This is a genomic window from Sphingomonas sp. Ag1, from assembly GCF_000980895.1.
GTDB lineage: Bacteria > Pseudomonadota > Alphaproteobacteria > Sphingomonadales > Sphingomonadaceae > Sphingomonas > Sphingomonas panaciterrae.
On record NZ_LAZX01000094.1, the window covers coordinates 710,675 to 724,596 of the forward strand.

The window sequence follows — 13,922 nt, forward strand, 5'->3', positions numbered from 1 at the left end:
TCATGAAATCGATCGACCGCTACATGGCCCGGCTGATCGCGCTGCCGCTGTTCTCGACGCTCGTCATTGCGGCGATGCTGCTGCTCCTCGATCGCATGCTGCGCCTGTTCGACTTTGTCGCCACCGAAGGCGGGCCCGTCAGCGTGGTGTGGCAATTGCTGGCCAACCTGCTGCCGGAATATCTTGGCCTTGGCATTCCGATCGGCCTGATGCTCGGCGTCCTGCTCGCCTTCCGGCGCCTCGCCACCTCGTCCGAGCTGGACGTTATGCGCGGTGTTGGAATGAGTTACGGGCGATTGCTGCGCGTCCCTTACATGTATGCGGTGGGGCTGGCGCTGGTCAATCTGGCGATCGTCGGCTTCATCCAGCCGCGCGCGCGTTATGCCTACGAAGGGCTGCGGTTCGAGCTGCGCACCGGGGCGCTGGGGGCGTCGATCAAGGTCGGCGAATTCACCCATCTGGGCGATCGCATGACGATGCGGATCGAGCGCAGCCGCGACAAGGGCCGCGAGCTTTCCGGCATCTTCGTCCATGCGCAGACACCCAAGGGTGACTGGATCGGCGTGACCGCGGAGCGCGGCCAGTTCTTCGCCACCGACGATCCCAACACGATCATCTTCCGCCTGACCAACGGCACGCTGATCCACAACCGGCCCGATTTTCCGAGCCCGCGCGTGCTGACCTTCAGCGCGCATGACCTACCGATCGACCTGCCCAAGTTCGAGCAGTTCCGCGCGCGCGGCGGCCGTAACCTGGAATATACGCTGCCTGAGCTGGTGAAGATCGGCACGACGAGCGGGAGCGAGGAAGCGCGCGATTCCAGCCAGGCGGAACTGTACTTCCGGCTCGCGGAGGTGCTGATGATGTTCCTGCTGCCGCTGCTGGCGGTGGCGCTGGGCGTGCCACCGAAGCGATCGACATCGGCGCTGGGCGTGTTCCTGTCGATCGTGATGGTCGTCGCCTATCACAAGGTGAACCAATATGCGGCGTCGATCGGCGAGCTTGGCCGCGTCGACCCGTTCATCGCGCTGTGGACGCCGTTCGCGATCTTCGCGGCGCTGATCATCTGGATGTATTACACGCTGGCCTATGTTCCGGGCGGACAGCCGATCGGCGCGCTGGAACGGGTGGCCAGCAAGACCCTGAAAGCGATCACGCGTCGCCTGCCCGGCCGCCGTGCGCGAGAGGCACGGGCATGACGTCTTTCTTCCCGTCCAAGACGGTGGCGCTGTACATGGGCCGGATGTTCCTGGTCCGCACGTTCGGCATTCTTGCCGGGCTGGTGCTGGTGCTCCAGGCGCTCGACCTCTTGGGGGAATCCGGCAAGATCCTGGCCGTTCCGGGCAATACCGACGCGCAGGTGTGGCAGTATATGTCGCTGCGCGTGCCGCAGATCATCGCGCGCTTCCTGCCCTTCTCCGTCCTGCTCGGCACGATCCTGACGCTGATCACGATGAACCAGAACAGCGAGATCGTGGCGCTGAAATCGTCGGGCATGTCGGCGCACCAGGTGCTGGCGCCGCTGATCACCGCAAGCCTGGCGATCGCCGCGATCAGCTTCGTGTTCAACGACCGGGTGGTGTCGCGCGCGACGGCGACGCTGAGCCAGTGGCAGAAGGTGAATTACGGCACGCTGCCGATCGACCGGGGTGACCGGTCCAACGTCTGGGTTCGGACCGGCGACGACCTGATCGAGGTGGACCAGATCCGTGGCCGGGGCGATGCCGCGCGGCTGGGCGGCGTCACCTTGTACGAGCGTGACGGCGGCAAGCTGCGCACGATCATCACCGCGCCCGCCGGACGGCGCAGCGGCGATGGCTGGGCGATCGGACCGGCCAAACGCTTTGACGTCGCGACCGGCCAGCAGCGCGATGTCGGCACGATCGTGATCGCGCGCGGCGTGACGCCGGACCAGTTCACCCTGTCGTCGGTGAATGCCGATGGACTGTCGTTCCGCGCGCTGAACGAGGCGATCGACGACCTGGCCGCGGCCGGGCGGCCGACCGCGGCGCTCGAGGGATCGCTGTGGCACAAACTCTCCGGGCCGCTGTCGTCGGTGCTGATGCCGCTGCTGGGCGCGGTGGCCGCGTTCGGCATCGCACGGTCCGGCAAATTGTTCGTCCGCGCCGTGATCGGCATGGCGCTGGGCTTCGCCTATTTCGTGGCGGACAATTTCGCGCTGGCGATGGGCAATCTGGGCGCCTACCCGCCCTTCCTCGCCGCCTGGGCGCCGTTCCTGCTGTTCCTGCTGATCGGCGAAGCGGTGCTGCTGCGCACCGAGGAATGAGCCGGCGGCGGCCGGAATGCTCCCGACTGTAGCGGGAGCCAGATGCGAAATTATGGATCGATGGCCGGGGCGGCGGTGACCGCCCCGGGTCGGTATCAGCGCGGCAGCATCGTGCTGCGCGCGATCTTGGCGATGAGGCCCGGCATGCCGACGTAATTGGCCTTGTAATAGGGCGATTCGCGATCGAGCACGGTGCTCAGCCGGCGATGAGCCTCGCCCAGCGCGTGATAGGGCACGCCCGGCAGCAGATGGTGCAGCGCGTGGTAGCGCAGGCCAACCGGCGCCCAGAGCGCGGGCAGCGTGGCCGGCGGCGGCACATTGACCGAGTCGAGATACTGGGCGGTGACGGTCATCACCTCGCCCTCATTCTCCCACAGGTGCGCGACCAAGGTCCGCAGCTGATTGATGACCGCGACGCCCGAGGCGACCGCCATCATGATGGCAAAGGCGCGCAGCGGCAGCGTGCCGGTGGCAACCAGGGCGATCAGCGACATCGCCCAGACGGCGCATGCGGTCTCGATCGCGATCCACTGGCGACGGAAATCCCCCTCCGGCAGGCGGCGGCGGAATTGCGGGTTGATCGCCAGCGCCGAGAAACGCTCCACCACCATGCGGCGCAGCGACGGCGACAGCAGCGACAGCGGCGACAGCACGCCGTAGCGGAAAATCAGCGCGAACGGCGCCAGCGCGGCGACCAGCACGAACACCGGCAGCGACCACGGCTTCATCAGCGCGAGCGGCAGGTATTCGGGATCGTCGCTGGTACCGTAGCGGGTGCGCGCGTGGTGAAGATTGTGGACGCCCTCATACATGAACGAGGGCACCAGCATCGGCACGCCGATGAAGATGTTATAGCCCAGCCGGAAATGCGGCAGCGACGCATGCTTCACATGGGTGAGTTCATGGATGAAGCTCATCCCGCGATAGAGCGCGAACATCGCCACCACGCCGGCGACGATCGTCAGCCACAGCGGGGTCGCGGCGATCGCCACGGCGAGACCGGCATAGCCGATCGCCACCGAGCCGAGGAAGTCAGCCCAATAGACGGCGGGCCGCGGCGCGTTCAGATCCCGCGTCAGTTCAGCCGCCGCCTTCAGCATCGCACGGTCATCGGCGATGCGCACACGCGCGGTCGGGGTGGCTGCTGCTCGGGACAGAGTCGTGGTCGGCATGGGGGTGTCCATTGGCCCAAGATAGTGGCGATACGGTGGCTGGAACAGGTGCGCGCCGCGCGGAAAGGCCGCTCGCCATGATCGCTTCGGGCGATTACACGCAGCGTCATGACCGGCTCTCTCACCATCCGCCCCGTGACGGGCAAGCGCGACCGCAAAACGTTCATCGACCTGCCGTTCCGCCTGTACAAGGATGATCCCAACTGGGTTCCGCCGCTGAAGCGCGAGGCGCTGGGGCTGCTCGATCCCGAGAAGAACGGATGGTACAGCCACGCCAAGGCGCAGCTGTTCCTGGCCGAGCGCGACGGGCGCGTGGTGGGGCGTATCTCCGCGCATATCGACCTTCTGGCGCTGGACATGCCGGCCGCGCAGGGCTTTGGCCCCGGCACCGGGCAATGGGGGCTGATGGAGGCGGAGGACGACGGCGTGTTCCGCGCGCTGATCGAACGCGCCGAGCAGTGGCTGCGCGAACAGGGCATGACCCGCGTGCTGGGGCCGATCTCGCAATCGATCTGGGAAGAACCGGGGCTGCTGATTACCGGCTACGACCATCCGCCGTCCGTGATGATGGGCCATGCCAAGCCGGAATATCGCGGGTGGATCGAGGCGGCCGGCTATGCCCCGGTCAAGCAAATGATGACCTATGAGCTGGATATCACGCAGGAATTCCCGCCGATCGTCCAGCGGATCATCAAATCGGGCGAGAAGAACCCGCGCATCAACGTGCGCCCGGTCGATAAGTCGCGGTTCGACGAGGAAGCGGCGATCATCCTGGGCATCCTGAACGATGCCTGGAGCGACAATTGGGGGTTCGTTCCCCTCACCCCGCCCGAAATCCGCGATGTGGGCGTGAAGCTGAAGCCGATCGTCTTCAACGACCTGATCCGCATCGCCGAGGTGGATGGCGTGCCGGTCGCCTTCATGATCACCCTCCCCGACCTGAACGAGCCGTTGAAGGGGCTGAACGGGTCGCTGCTGCCGTTCGGCTGGGCGAAGCTGCTGCTGTGGCTGCGCAAGCCGAAGGTGCGTACGATGCGCGTGCCGCTGATGGGGGTGGTGAAGAGCCTGCAATCGTCGCGCATGGCGAGCCAATTGGCGTTCATGATGATCGAGTACATCCGCCGCGCGGCGGTGCAGGATTATGGTGCCTCGCGCGGCGAGATCGGCTGGATCCTCGATGACAACCAGGGGATGCGGTCAATCGCCGAGACGATCGAGAGCCACGTCAACAAGGTCTATCAGGTGTACGAAAAGGCGCTGTGAGCGCCGGTGAACCGCGGGGTCTCGCGCAGCGGCCAGACCGGCCGTGCGCGAGCCCGGTAAGCGGCACTTAACGGCGCGCGAGCGGGTCAGTGCCCTGTGCGACCCAGGTCGCGCGCGTCTGGCAATAGCGACGGGCGATGCCCGGGCCACTGAGCGTGTCGATCACGCACACGCGGCGCTGGTCGGTTTCGGGATCGAACGAGCGGGCGCCATACTGATCGGCGGGGATGGTCGGCGCAGGTGCCGGCGCAGGTGCCGGGCGCGGCGCGGGTTCGGGGGCGGCGCCCAGCATGAGGGCGGCGGTGGCGATGGCGGTGATGGTCATGGCGTATCCTCTCAAGTTCCGAACAGCGCCCCTTTCGCGCTGTCACCTGAGACTTTGCATTGACCGTGCCAATTGCTTTACGGACGCCATTTCAATGACTTAGCAAAAGCATCAATGTGCATGTTGCCGATGATGGGCGCCGTGCACCAAGTGACGGCGCGTTTTACCATCCAAGCGATGTGCGCTGACGGACGCACGGGTACCCCCTGTCCGACAGTGAACGATTGGGAAGCGAACGGAACGCGGTGGCCGCCGCCCGGTGATTCAGTCGCGCAGGCGAACCCAGGTGGGCGCGTGATCGCTGGCCTTGTCCCGGCCACGATAGTCCTTGTCGACACCGGCCTCGACCAGCCGATCGGCAACGGCGGGTGACAGCAGCAGGTGATCGATGCGGAAGCCCGCGTCGCGGCGCCACGCGCCCGCCTGATAATCCCAGAAGGTCCACACGCCGCCGGCGGGATGACGCACGCGCAGCGAATCGGTCCACCCTTGCGCCAGCAGCGCGCGATAGGCGGCGCGGCTTTCCGGCTGCATCAGCGCATCATCGGCCATCGCGCGGGTGGAGAAGGTATCATCGTCATTGGGGATGACGTTGTAATCGCCCGCCAGCACGGTCGGCGTCTCGGCCGCCAGCAAAGCGCGCGCACGGGCGGCGAGCCGGTCCATCCAGCGCAGCTTATAGTCGAACTTCGGGCCCGGCTGCGGATTGCCGTTGGGCAGATAGATGGACGCGACGGTCAGGCCGTCGACGTCGCATTCCAGATAGCGGCTGTGATCATCGTCGGGCTCACCATCCAGGCCCCGCTGACGCTCGACCGGATCGGCGCCGCGAGCGAGCACGGCGACGCCGTTGAACCCCTTTTGCCCATGCCACACCGCGCCATAACCGGCGGCGCGGATGTCATCGATCGGGAAGGTATCGTCAGCGGTCTTGAGCTCCTGCAGGCAGACGATGTCCGGCTGCTGCTCGGCGAGATATTCCAGCAGGCGCGGCAGGCGGGCCTTGATGCCGTTGACGTTGTAGCTGACGATTTTCACGAGGACGGCTTACACCGAGAAGCTGGTGCCGCAACCGCATCCTGATGCTGCAATCGGATTGTCGACCTTGAACGCCGCGCCGCCGAGCGATTCGACGAAGTCGACCGAGGCACCGCGCACGAGATCGAGGCTGATTTCGTCCACGACAAGCTTGACGCCATCCGTCTCGGCGACCTGATCACCCGGCTCCGGCGCGTCGGCCAGACCAAAACGATATTGGAACCCGGAACAGCCGCCCCCCTCCACCGAGAGGCGCAGGATGGCAGGCTTTTGCTGCTTTTCCGCAATCGCCGCCACACGGGCGGCGGCGGAGGGCGTCAAGGCGATATCGGGTGCAAGCGTTGCCATGAGAGCGAAATAGGATCGCCGCGGCGCGCCCGCAACCGGATCAGTGACCCAGGCCGTCCTGTGCCGCCGGGCCGCTGGTCGACACCGGAATTTGGCCGACCGAGCGATCCTGCGCCGCGAGCAGATAATCCGCCGTGGTCAGGAAGGGGATCGGGTTCACGGCGCGGCCGTCAATACGCACTTCATAATGGAGGTGCGGGCCGGTCGAACGGCCGGTGGAGCCCATCAGGCCGATCATCTGACCGCGGCGCACGCGCGCATTGTTGCTGATGAGGATCTTCGACAGGTGGCCGTAGCGGGTGGTAATGCCCTTGCCGTGATTCAGCTCGATCATGTTGCCATAGCCGCCCTGACGCGCGGCATGGTTCACGACGCCATCGGCGGTCGCATAGATCGGCGTGCCGGTCGGACCGGGGATATCGACCCCGGCATGCATCGCAGCGGTGCCGCGGAACGGATCGCTGCGCACGCCGAAATTGCTGGTGAAGGTGAGGTGCTGGACCGGCTGAACCGACGGGATCGAGATGACCCCCTGCTCCAGCGTGTCGAGCTTCTTCCAGGTCATGAACAGCGAGCGGAATTGCGCATCGGCGTTCAGATCAGCCGTCGCCTCGGCGCTGGCGGCCGGGATCAGCGGGCCGCCCATGCCGGTGTTCTTACCGCCCTTGGCAACACGCTCCGGCCGAAGGCCGCGCTCACGCAGCGCCTCTGCTGCCGACTGATAGCGGTCGTTGAGGTGATCGAGCGCGAGTTCGGCCAGGATCTCCTGGCGACGCTCGATCTTGGCGAAGGGAGCGACCGCATAGGCGGCCAGGCGGTCACCCGCCGGATCGATCTTCAGCGTGGCAAGCGCCAGCTTCTTCTCGTCACCCACGCCAGTCAGCGCGGCAGCGAGCAGTGCCTGGCGGTTTTCGAGCTGAGCAGCACGCGCCTCCGCAGCCTTGCGGACATTGGCCACGCGCTGGTGCATGTGGACGAGCTTGCGCTCCATCGTCTCGATCCGCTCGGCCTGCGGCGCAGCGGCGCCGGCCTGACCGGCGGCAGCGGCGGCGCCGTAGCCCGCGAAGGCGACCACGACCGCGGCGGTCCCGGCCAGCGCGCCCTGCGAGAGGCGGCCCAGGCGGATCCGGCGCACAGCGCGGCCATCATGGAAGATCACGTTGCGTGGGGAGAAGAGCAGGCGGGCGCCAGCAGCGATGCGGTTGGCCGGCGCGGAAGAAATCTTGGACATCGAACCCCGAGCAAGATTGTTGAAGCGCGCGCGACCAGGACGAGCCCACGCACGACGCATGTTCAAAAAACTGGTCTGGATTGCGGCCCCCCGCTCACCGGACACCGTCAACTGCCCTTCTTTTGAGCAGTTAAGCAATAGCGCCGTAGTAATCCCGCGTCAGGCCGGCAGACTCGCGCGCTGAGTCGTTGAACGGACCTTTCACGACGCCCCGAAAACGGCCTCCAATGAGGGATTTCCAGTGGGTCGGGGGGTGCAAACCGGCCGCCGCGCACCGCTCCTCGAACCACCGCGTACCGACCGAAACGTGCCGGATTTCATCGGTGTAGATGCGGTGGAGGATGCGCGCGCTGGCCGCATCGCCGGCGGCGTGGAAGCGGTCAACGGTGGCCGGCGTCACGTCGAGCCCGCGCGCCTCCAGCGCCATCGGGACGACGGCGAGCCGGGCGAGTACGTCATCGGCGGTCGCATCCGCTGCCTCCCACAGCCCGGCATGGGCCGGGAGCGCGCCATAATGGCTGCCCATCGCGCGCAGCCGGCGATCGAGCAGTGCGAAGTGCATCGCCTCGTCCGCGCCGACGCCAATCCAGTCGTCCACGAATTCCCGCGGGAAGGCCGCGCCAAAACGCCCGGCCATGTCGAACGCCAGGTCGATCGCGACGAATTCGATATGCGCCAGTGCATGAAGCAGCGCGATGCGGCCCCGCTCCGACCCGCCCTTCCCCCGTTTCGGCATCCGGCCGGGAGGCAGCAATTCGGGCTGCTCGGGCCGTGCCGGTGCATCGGGCATGGCGACGTCGAAGCTGTGGGTGAGCCGCCCCGCGCGCCACGCACGTGCCGCCTGACGCGCGGCCTTCACCTTGGTGGCGGGGTCCGCCGCGTTGAGCACGTCGCGCGCGGCGGCGGCGATGGTTGTCACAGGGCGCGCGCCGCGGCCAGCACCTCCGCCGCATGTCCGGGGACTTTCACCTTGCGCCAGGCGCGGGCGAGCTGGCCGTCGCGGCCGAACAGGAACGTTGCGCGCTCGATGCCCATGTAGCGGCGGCCGTACATGGATTTTTCCACCCAGGTGCCGAACGCCTCGCAGGCGGAGCCATCCTCATCGCTGGCGAGCGCCACGGCGAGATCGTATTTCGCGACGAACTTCTCATGCTTGGCCGGCGGATCCTTGGACACGCCGATCACGACGACGCCTGCGGACGCAAACTCCCCGGCCATGGCGGAAAAATCCTGCGCCTCGCGCGTGCAGCCGGCAGTATCGTCCTTGGGATAGAAATAGACGACCAGCGGCAGCGGCTGATCCTTCAGGCGGAGCGGCTGACCATCAATCGCGGTCAGCGTCACGTCCGGCAGTGTGTCCATCGGTCAATCCTTTCCACGCCGCCGTAACCTGCTGCCGGGCGGTGTCAAAGCCGGCGAGCACCGCGTCCCAATCATCGAGATGGAGCACCCGCGCGACCAAGGCGCGCGTTGCTTCCGAGGGTGGCTCGGCCGCATCCGGCGCGACCAGGCGAAGCGTGACAATAAGGCGGGTCAGCAGATCGTGCGCGTGGTGGAGGTCCACACGGAGCCCGAGCAGATCGATCGCGCGGCCGAGATTGGTGTCGAAGCCCTCCCGCCGGGTCAGCTGCGCGACATGGACGGTGAATTCCAGATCGACCAGCCCGCCGGGCAGCAGCTTGGCGTCGAGCGGCCCGGCGGGCGGCTTGTGCGCCGCCATCTCGGCCCGCATCGTTATGGCATCGGCCACGACGTCGCGCTGCGGCCGGTCGCCGTGCAGCACGCCGTCGATGATCGCCTGTAGTTCGGCGCGCGCCTTTGCCGAGCCGAACACCGGCCGGGCGCGGGTGAGCGCCATATGCTCCCACGTCCAGGCGCTTTCGCGCTGGTAGCGGGCAAAGGAATCGACATTCACCACCAGCGGGCCCTGTGTCCCCGACGGGCGAAGGCGCGTGTCGATCTCGTAGAGCGGGCCCGCGGCGGTGGGCACGGAGAGCGCGGCGGAAACGCGCTGCGCAAGGCGATTATAATAAAGCGTCGCACCCAAGGGCTTGGGGCCGTCGGACTCCGCCGCAAAGTCACCGGTGAACAGGTAGATCAGGTCGAGGTCGGAGGCATGGGTCAGCGCCCCTCCCCCGAGCCGCCCGAGCGCCAGGATGACGAATTCGCTGTCCGGTACCCGGCCATGCGCCTGCGCGAATTCCGCCACCGTCTCGCTCGCCAGCACCTCGATCGCGGCCTCTGCCACGCGCGAATAGCCCGCCGCGACGTCGAGCGGATCGGCCACCGCAGAGATGATCTGCGCGCCCAGGGCGAAGCGGTGTTCGTTGACGATGCGGCGGACGTGATCGAGCTTGGCCTGGAAATCCGCGCGCCGTTCATTGCTGCGCATCATCGCGGCGATGGCGGGCACGTCAGGCACAGGATCGAAGGCGGAGGCGTCGATCAGCCCGTCGAGCAGGTCAGGCCGGCGCGCGAGTTCATCGGCGAGGGTCGGCGTGTGGCTGAGCAACCGGACAAGGAGCGCGATGAGCGCGGGCCGCGCCTCCAGCAGGCGGAAGATGTTCACCGCGCTGGGCAAGCGTTCGAACAGCCGGTCGAGGCGGTTGAGCGCGGCCTCGGGCGCGGGTGCCTCCCCCAGCGCCGCGACGAGGCCGGGCAATACGGCCTCAAGCGCGGCCTGCGCGGCGGCACTGCGCAGCGCGGGATAGCGCGCGGCACGCCATGCCGCGATCCGGGTTGCCGCAACGTCCGGATCCGCGAAGCCCGCCGCGACAAGCTGGGCGGAAAGGGCATCGCTGTTGGCGGACAAATTGTCCCCGGTGGTAGGCGCGAGCTGCCCGAAGATGGCGCCGACGCGCGTGACGTGCGGTTCGAGATGCGCGAGCAACGCCGCGCCGTGGGGGCGCCCGTCCAGCCGTGCCACGCGCTCCAACGCGTCGCCGGTCGGAAGCGCATGCGTCTGGCGATCATCGATCATCTGGACGCGGTGCTCGGCCGTGCGCAGCGCGACATAGGCGTCGCAGAGCGCCTGTGCGTCATCCGGGGCGATCCGGCCAGCGGCGGCCAGTGCGGCGAGCGCCCCGCGGGTATCGCCGGTACGCAGCGCGGGATCGCGCCCGCCGTGGATGAGCTGGTGGATCTGCGCGAAGAATTCGATCTCACGGATCCCGCCCCGCCCCCGCTTCAGGTCATAGCCCGGGCCGAAGGTCTGCCCCTGCGAGTGGTGATCCCGAATCCGCCGGGTGATCTCCAATATCTCCCCCACCGCGCCGAAATCGAGGCTGCGGCGCCAGATGAAGGGGCGGATCGCGTCGAGAAACTGCTCGCCCAAGGCGATATCGCCGGCGGCGGGGCGTGCGCGGATGAAGGCTGCCCGCTCCCAGGGCAGTGCCTGCGATTCATAGTAAGTGATCGCGGCTTCGATCGGCAGCGCGATGGGCGTGACCTCAGGCGTGGGACGGAGCCGCATGTCGACCCGCAGGACATAGCCGTCAGCGTCGCGGGCCTGGAGCAGCTCGATCACGCGCCGGCCGATGCGCACCGCTGCGTCGACCGGCTCCTCGTTGCGGCGCGTGGGCAGCGTCCGGGGATCGAACAGGAAGATGGGGTCGATGTCGGAGGAATAATTCAGCTCGCGGCTGCCCTGCTTGCCAAGCGCCAACGCAACAAAGCCCTCTGGCCCCGCCCCTGGGCTGCGCTCCGCGATCGCAGTGCGGATCGCCTGGTCGAGTGCGAAATCGGCAAAATCGGTCAGTCGGTGCGTGACGGCGGTCAGATCGAAGATGCCGGACAAGTCGCCGATCGCGACCTGAAGCGCCAACTGACGACGGGCAAGACGCAGCGCCCGGCCTATCGGCACATCGGGGTCGAGCGTGACCGGCCGGTCGAGCGATGCCGCGGAAAAATGGTCGCCGCGGTCGAGCAAGTTCGCGAGAAATGGCGAGAATCCGTGCGCCCGGCCGACCGCGTCCGCGACCAGCAGCTCGACATTTTTTTCGCTTGACAAGGGGAAATCCGTAGCCTGGACCATGAAACCAACGCGTCTCCTGATCCGTTCTATCGCGCATGACGACACATGAACATCATCATCGCGAAGGAGGCAGTGACGGTTACTATGTCCGGTATCCGCGGGCTACCGACGCTATCGGCGAATCGCTGCGTTTCGCATTCAATGATGCGCGCAGCACCCCTGACGACCTCAAGACACTGGTAGAGGCGCTTTATGGCGTTCCAAGAAACTAGGTCCGAAAGGCAGGTCTAGCAGCCGCGCCCTGACAGGGCCGGTGGCAAGCCCGCTCACGATCAGCGATCGCGGCTGAGCTCGTCCACCTCGTCCATGATCTCGTCGAGCGTCGGTTTCAGGCTGGGGATCATGTGATCGGTCCGCGACGTCATGTCGCTACCGCTCATGAGCGCCTCCAGCGCGACACGGCCGCGCGCCACGCGGCTCTTGATCGTGCCGACCGCCACGCCGCAGATCTCCGCCGCCTCTTCATAGGCGAAGCCGCCCGCACCGACGAGGATCAGCGCCTCGCGCTGTGGCTGCGGCAGATGAAGCAGCGCGCGCTGCATGTCGGCAAGTTCGACATGCTTGTCCTGGCTGGCGGGTGCCGCCAGCAGGCGATCAGCGACGAGATCGTCCCACTCACCCTTGAAGCGCGCGCGCCGCATCTGCGAGAGATACAGGTTGCGCAGGATGATGAAGGTCCAGGCGCGCATGTTGGTGCCGGCCTGGAACCGCTTGCGCGCGGCCCATGCCTTCAACAGCGTTTCCTGCACCAGATCGTCGGCGAGATCGCGGTTACCCGACAGCGAGCGTCCAAAGGCGCGCAAATGCGGGATTACCTGAGCAAGCTGCTTCTTGAATTCCGGATCGGATAGCGAAACGTGCTCGACCGATGCTCCATCGGCCGCGGCATCATCACGCGGTTCAGCTTCGGTCATAATATGTCGTTCGGTCCCCGCACCGGAATGAACCGGCATCCTCTCCGTAAGATAGATAGTACCGGCGTCGTTTGCCACCCGTCCGGTCAACATGGTGATCGCGTCTACAACCGCGTGAACAGCAGAAACGCGAATATCGCGATCACCAGCACCAGCGAAACGGGCAGGATATACCGGGTCATGTGCGGCGTAGTGCCAGCGCGAGCCTCGTCAGTGCTCAGCTCGACCTTGTGATTTTCGTCAGCCATACAGCTTTAACGATCCTGCACCGTTTTGGGTCCGTATCGCTTTTACGAAACCGGCGCGGTCGATTGATCGAAGAACAGTGCCTGGCTGATCGCGGCCTTTACCGTCGACCGCTGGAACGGCTTGGTGATGAGGAAGGTCGGCTCGGGACGCTCACCGGTCAGCAATCGTTCCGGGAAGGCGGTGATGAAGATCACCGGCACCTGGAATTCACCCAGGATGTCCTTAACCGCATCGATGCCCGACGAATCGTCGGCGAGCTGGATGTCGGCGAGCACGAGGCCGGGACGATCGTCCATCGCCAGCGCAACCGCTTCGTCACGGGTCACGGCGACACCGGTCACTTCATGGCCGAGATCGCGCACGATCGTCTCGATATCCATTGCGATGATCGGTTCGTCCTCGATGATGAGGACGCGGGCGCGGGTCTGATTCTCGATCTCCGACAGCGCGTCGGCGACGAGCGATTCGACCTCGCTGGGCGAGACGTTGATGAGATAGGCCGTGTCCTCGACCGTGAACCCCTCCATTGCGGTGAGGAGCAGCGCCTGGCGCGACAGCGGCGTCATGCGTGCGAGGCGCGCGCGGGCCACCGCCTCCTGATCGTCCACATCCCCCGGATCAGCCTGCTGATCGTCGTTGGTCGATCCCCAGATCGCCTGGAACGTACGGTACAGGCCAAGGCGCGGATCGACGTCGCGCGGAAATTCCTCGGGAGCGGCGACGATCGCTTCGAGCGTGGCGCGGACATATTTGTCGCCGTGCGACTGGCTGCCGGTGAGCGCCCGCCCATAACGACGCAGGAAGGGCAGATGTGGGGCGAGCTGTTGTCCAAGCGACATGAGGCGGAACGACTCCCAATAGATTAGGGTTTCGGCTTTGCGCGCCAAACCCGGATTGATCAACTTCGACAAACCCCCGCAGGCGCGCGGCGCCCAACGACGCAATTCGTCGTCGAGCGGTGGAACCAACGAACCGGTATTTTGTTTCCATGACGCGAGCCTTGATGAACAGGCTGGTGCCAAGGCCCGTAAGCGGCCAAGGAATCGTCACAGCATGCCAGAC

At 66.4% G+C, this 13,922-nt stretch carries 14 protein-coding genes; 3 read left to right on the plus strand and 11 right to left on the minus strand.

Annotated elements, in window-relative coordinates; genetic code table 11:
• The first annotated feature begins 2 nt into the window (after window positions 1-2).
• Both lptF and lptG read left to right on the plus strand, forming a co-directional pair.
• The gene (gene lptF, locus XM50_RS16305) at window positions 3-1,199 is read left to right on the plus strand and encodes an LPS export ABC transporter permease LptF (protein WP_197075567.1); all 1,197 of its coding nucleotides are present in this window, start codon (window positions 3-5) and stop codon (window positions 1,197-1,199) included.
• The gene (gene lptG / locus XM50_RS16310; protein WP_046410948.1) at window positions 1,196-2,287 is read left to right on the plus strand and encodes an LPS export ABC transporter permease LptG; all 1,092 of its coding nucleotides are present in this window, start codon (window positions 1,196-1,198) and stop codon (window positions 2,285-2,287) included. The genes lptF and lptG overlap by 4 nt, the downstream gene beginning before the upstream one ends.
• 95 nt (window positions 2,288-2,382) lie before the next feature.
• Here lptG and XM50_RS16315 read toward each other — a convergent pair whose 3' ends face one another.
• A complete protein-coding gene (locus XM50_RS16315) occupies window positions 2,383-3,459 on the minus strand; it encodes a fatty acid desaturase family protein (RefSeq protein WP_231622002.1) in 1,077 nt (358 codons plus the stop codon).
• Window positions 3,460-3,567: 108 nt separating this feature from the next.
• Here XM50_RS16315 and XM50_RS16320 point away from each other — a divergent pair, with 108 nt between their 5' ends.
• A complete protein-coding gene (locus tag XM50_RS16320) occupies window positions 3,568-4,722 on the plus strand; it encodes a GNAT family N-acetyltransferase (RefSeq protein WP_046410951.1) in 1,155 nt (384 codons plus the stop codon).
• Between the two features lie 67 nt (window positions 4,723-4,789).
• On the opposite strand, the gene XM50_RS16325 is transcribed toward XM50_RS16320, so the two are convergent.
• The 10 genes from XM50_RS16325 to XM50_RS16370 form a co-directional block, all read right to left on the minus strand.
• A complete protein-coding gene (locus tag XM50_RS16325; RefSeq protein WP_046410952.1) occupies window positions 4,790-5,047 on the minus strand; it encodes a hypothetical protein in 258 nt (85 codons plus the stop codon).
• Window positions 5,048-5,311: 264 nt separating this feature from the next.
• Window positions 5,312-6,085, minus strand: coding sequence for an exodeoxyribonuclease III (gene xth / locus XM50_RS16330; RefSeq protein ID WP_046410954.1), 774 nt, complete (start codon window positions 6,083-6,085; stop codon window positions 5,312-5,314).
• Window positions 6,086-6,094: 9 nt separating this feature from the next.
• Complete coding sequence (locus tag XM50_RS16335) at window positions 6,095-6,433, minus strand: HesB/IscA family protein (protein ID WP_046410956.1); 339 nt, start codon at window positions 6,431-6,433, stop codon at window positions 6,095-6,097.
• Between the two features lie 40 nt (window positions 6,434-6,473).
• Window positions 6,474-7,664: a M23 family metallopeptidase gene (locus XM50_RS20565; protein ID WP_052742607.1), complete on the minus strand. Its 1,191-nt coding sequence runs from the start codon at window positions 7,662-7,664 to the stop codon at window positions 6,474-6,476.
• 130 nt (window positions 7,665-7,794) lie between these two features.
• Entirely contained in the window at window positions 7,795-8,583 is a 789-nt protein-coding gene (locus tag XM50_RS16345; RefSeq protein WP_197075568.1) for a ferritin-like domain-containing protein, read from the minus strand.
• Window positions 8,580-9,026, minus strand: coding sequence for a peroxiredoxin (locus XM50_RS16350; protein WP_046410958.1), 447 nt, complete (start codon window positions 9,024-9,026; stop codon window positions 8,580-8,582). Before XM50_RS16350 ends, XM50_RS16345 begins: the two co-directional genes overlap by 4 nt.
• Complete coding sequence (locus XM50_RS16355) at window positions 8,989-11,673, minus strand: bifunctional [glutamine synthetase] adenylyltransferase/[glutamine synthetase]-adenylyl-L-tyrosine phosphorylase (RefSeq protein ID WP_231622003.1); 2,685 nt, start codon at window positions 11,671-11,673, stop codon at window positions 8,989-8,991. Before XM50_RS16355 ends, XM50_RS16350 begins: the two co-directional genes overlap by 38 nt.
• A 296-nt stretch (window positions 11,674-11,969) precedes the next feature.
• Window positions 11,970-12,611, minus strand: coding sequence for a sigma-70 family RNA polymerase sigma factor (locus XM50_RS16360; RefSeq protein WP_046410961.1), 642 nt, complete (start codon window positions 12,609-12,611; stop codon window positions 11,970-11,972).
• Between the two features lie 104 nt (window positions 12,612-12,715).
• A complete protein-coding gene (locus tag XM50_RS20570) occupies window positions 12,716-12,859 on the minus strand; it encodes a hypothetical protein (RefSeq protein WP_046410963.1) in 144 nt (47 codons plus the stop codon).
• 42 nt (window positions 12,860-12,901) lie between these two features.
• Window positions 12,902-13,699 carry a response regulator gene (locus XM50_RS16370; RefSeq protein WP_046411827.1) on the minus strand — a complete coding sequence of 266 codons (798 nt, stop codon included), beginning with the start codon at window positions 13,697-13,699 and terminating at the stop codon, window positions 12,902-12,904.
• Window positions 13,700-13,922: the final 223 nt, after the last annotated feature.

Bases quoted from the DNA above. Each gene is read 5' to 3' on its own strand.
- lptF (WP_197075567.1), top strand. From the start codon at position 3: ATGAAATCGATCGACCGCTACATGGCCCGGCTGATCGCGCTGCCGCTG.
- lptG (WP_046410948.1), top strand. From the start codon at position 1,196: ATGACGTCTTTCTTCCCGTCCAAGACGGTGGCGCTGTACATGGGCCGG.
- XM50_RS16315 (WP_231622002.1), bottom strand. From the start codon at position 3,459: ATGCCGACCACGACTCTGTCCCGAGCAGCAGCCACCCCGACCGCGCGT.
- XM50_RS16320 (WP_046410951.1), top strand. From the start codon at position 3,568: ATGACCGGCTCTCTCACCATCCGCCCCGTGACGGGCAAGCGCGACCGC.
- XM50_RS16325 (WP_046410952.1), bottom strand. From the start codon at position 5,047: ATGACCATCACCGCCATCGCCACCGCCGCCCTCATGCTGGGCGCCGCC.
- XM50_RS16335 (WP_046410956.1), bottom strand. From the start codon at position 6,433: ATGGCAACGCTTGCACCCGATATCGCCTTGACGCCCTCCGCCGCCGCC.
- XM50_RS20565 (WP_052742607.1), bottom strand. From the start codon at position 7,664: ATGTCCAAGATTTCTTCCGCGCCGGCCAACCGCATCGCTGCTGGCGCC.
- XM50_RS16350 (WP_046410958.1), bottom strand. From the start codon at position 9,026: ATGGACACACTGCCGGACGTGACGCTGACCGCGATTGATGGTCAGCCG.
- XM50_RS16360 (WP_046410961.1), bottom strand. From the start codon at position 12,611: ATGACCGAAGCTGAACCGCGTGATGATGCCGCGGCCGATGGAGCATCG.
- XM50_RS20570 (WP_046410963.1), bottom strand. From the start codon at position 12,859: ATGGCTGACGAAAATCACAAGGTCGAGCTGAGCACTGACGAGGCTCGC.
- XM50_RS16370 (WP_046411827.1), bottom strand. From the start codon at position 13,699: ATGTCGCTTGGACAACAGCTCGCCCCACATCTGCCCTTCCTGCGTCGT.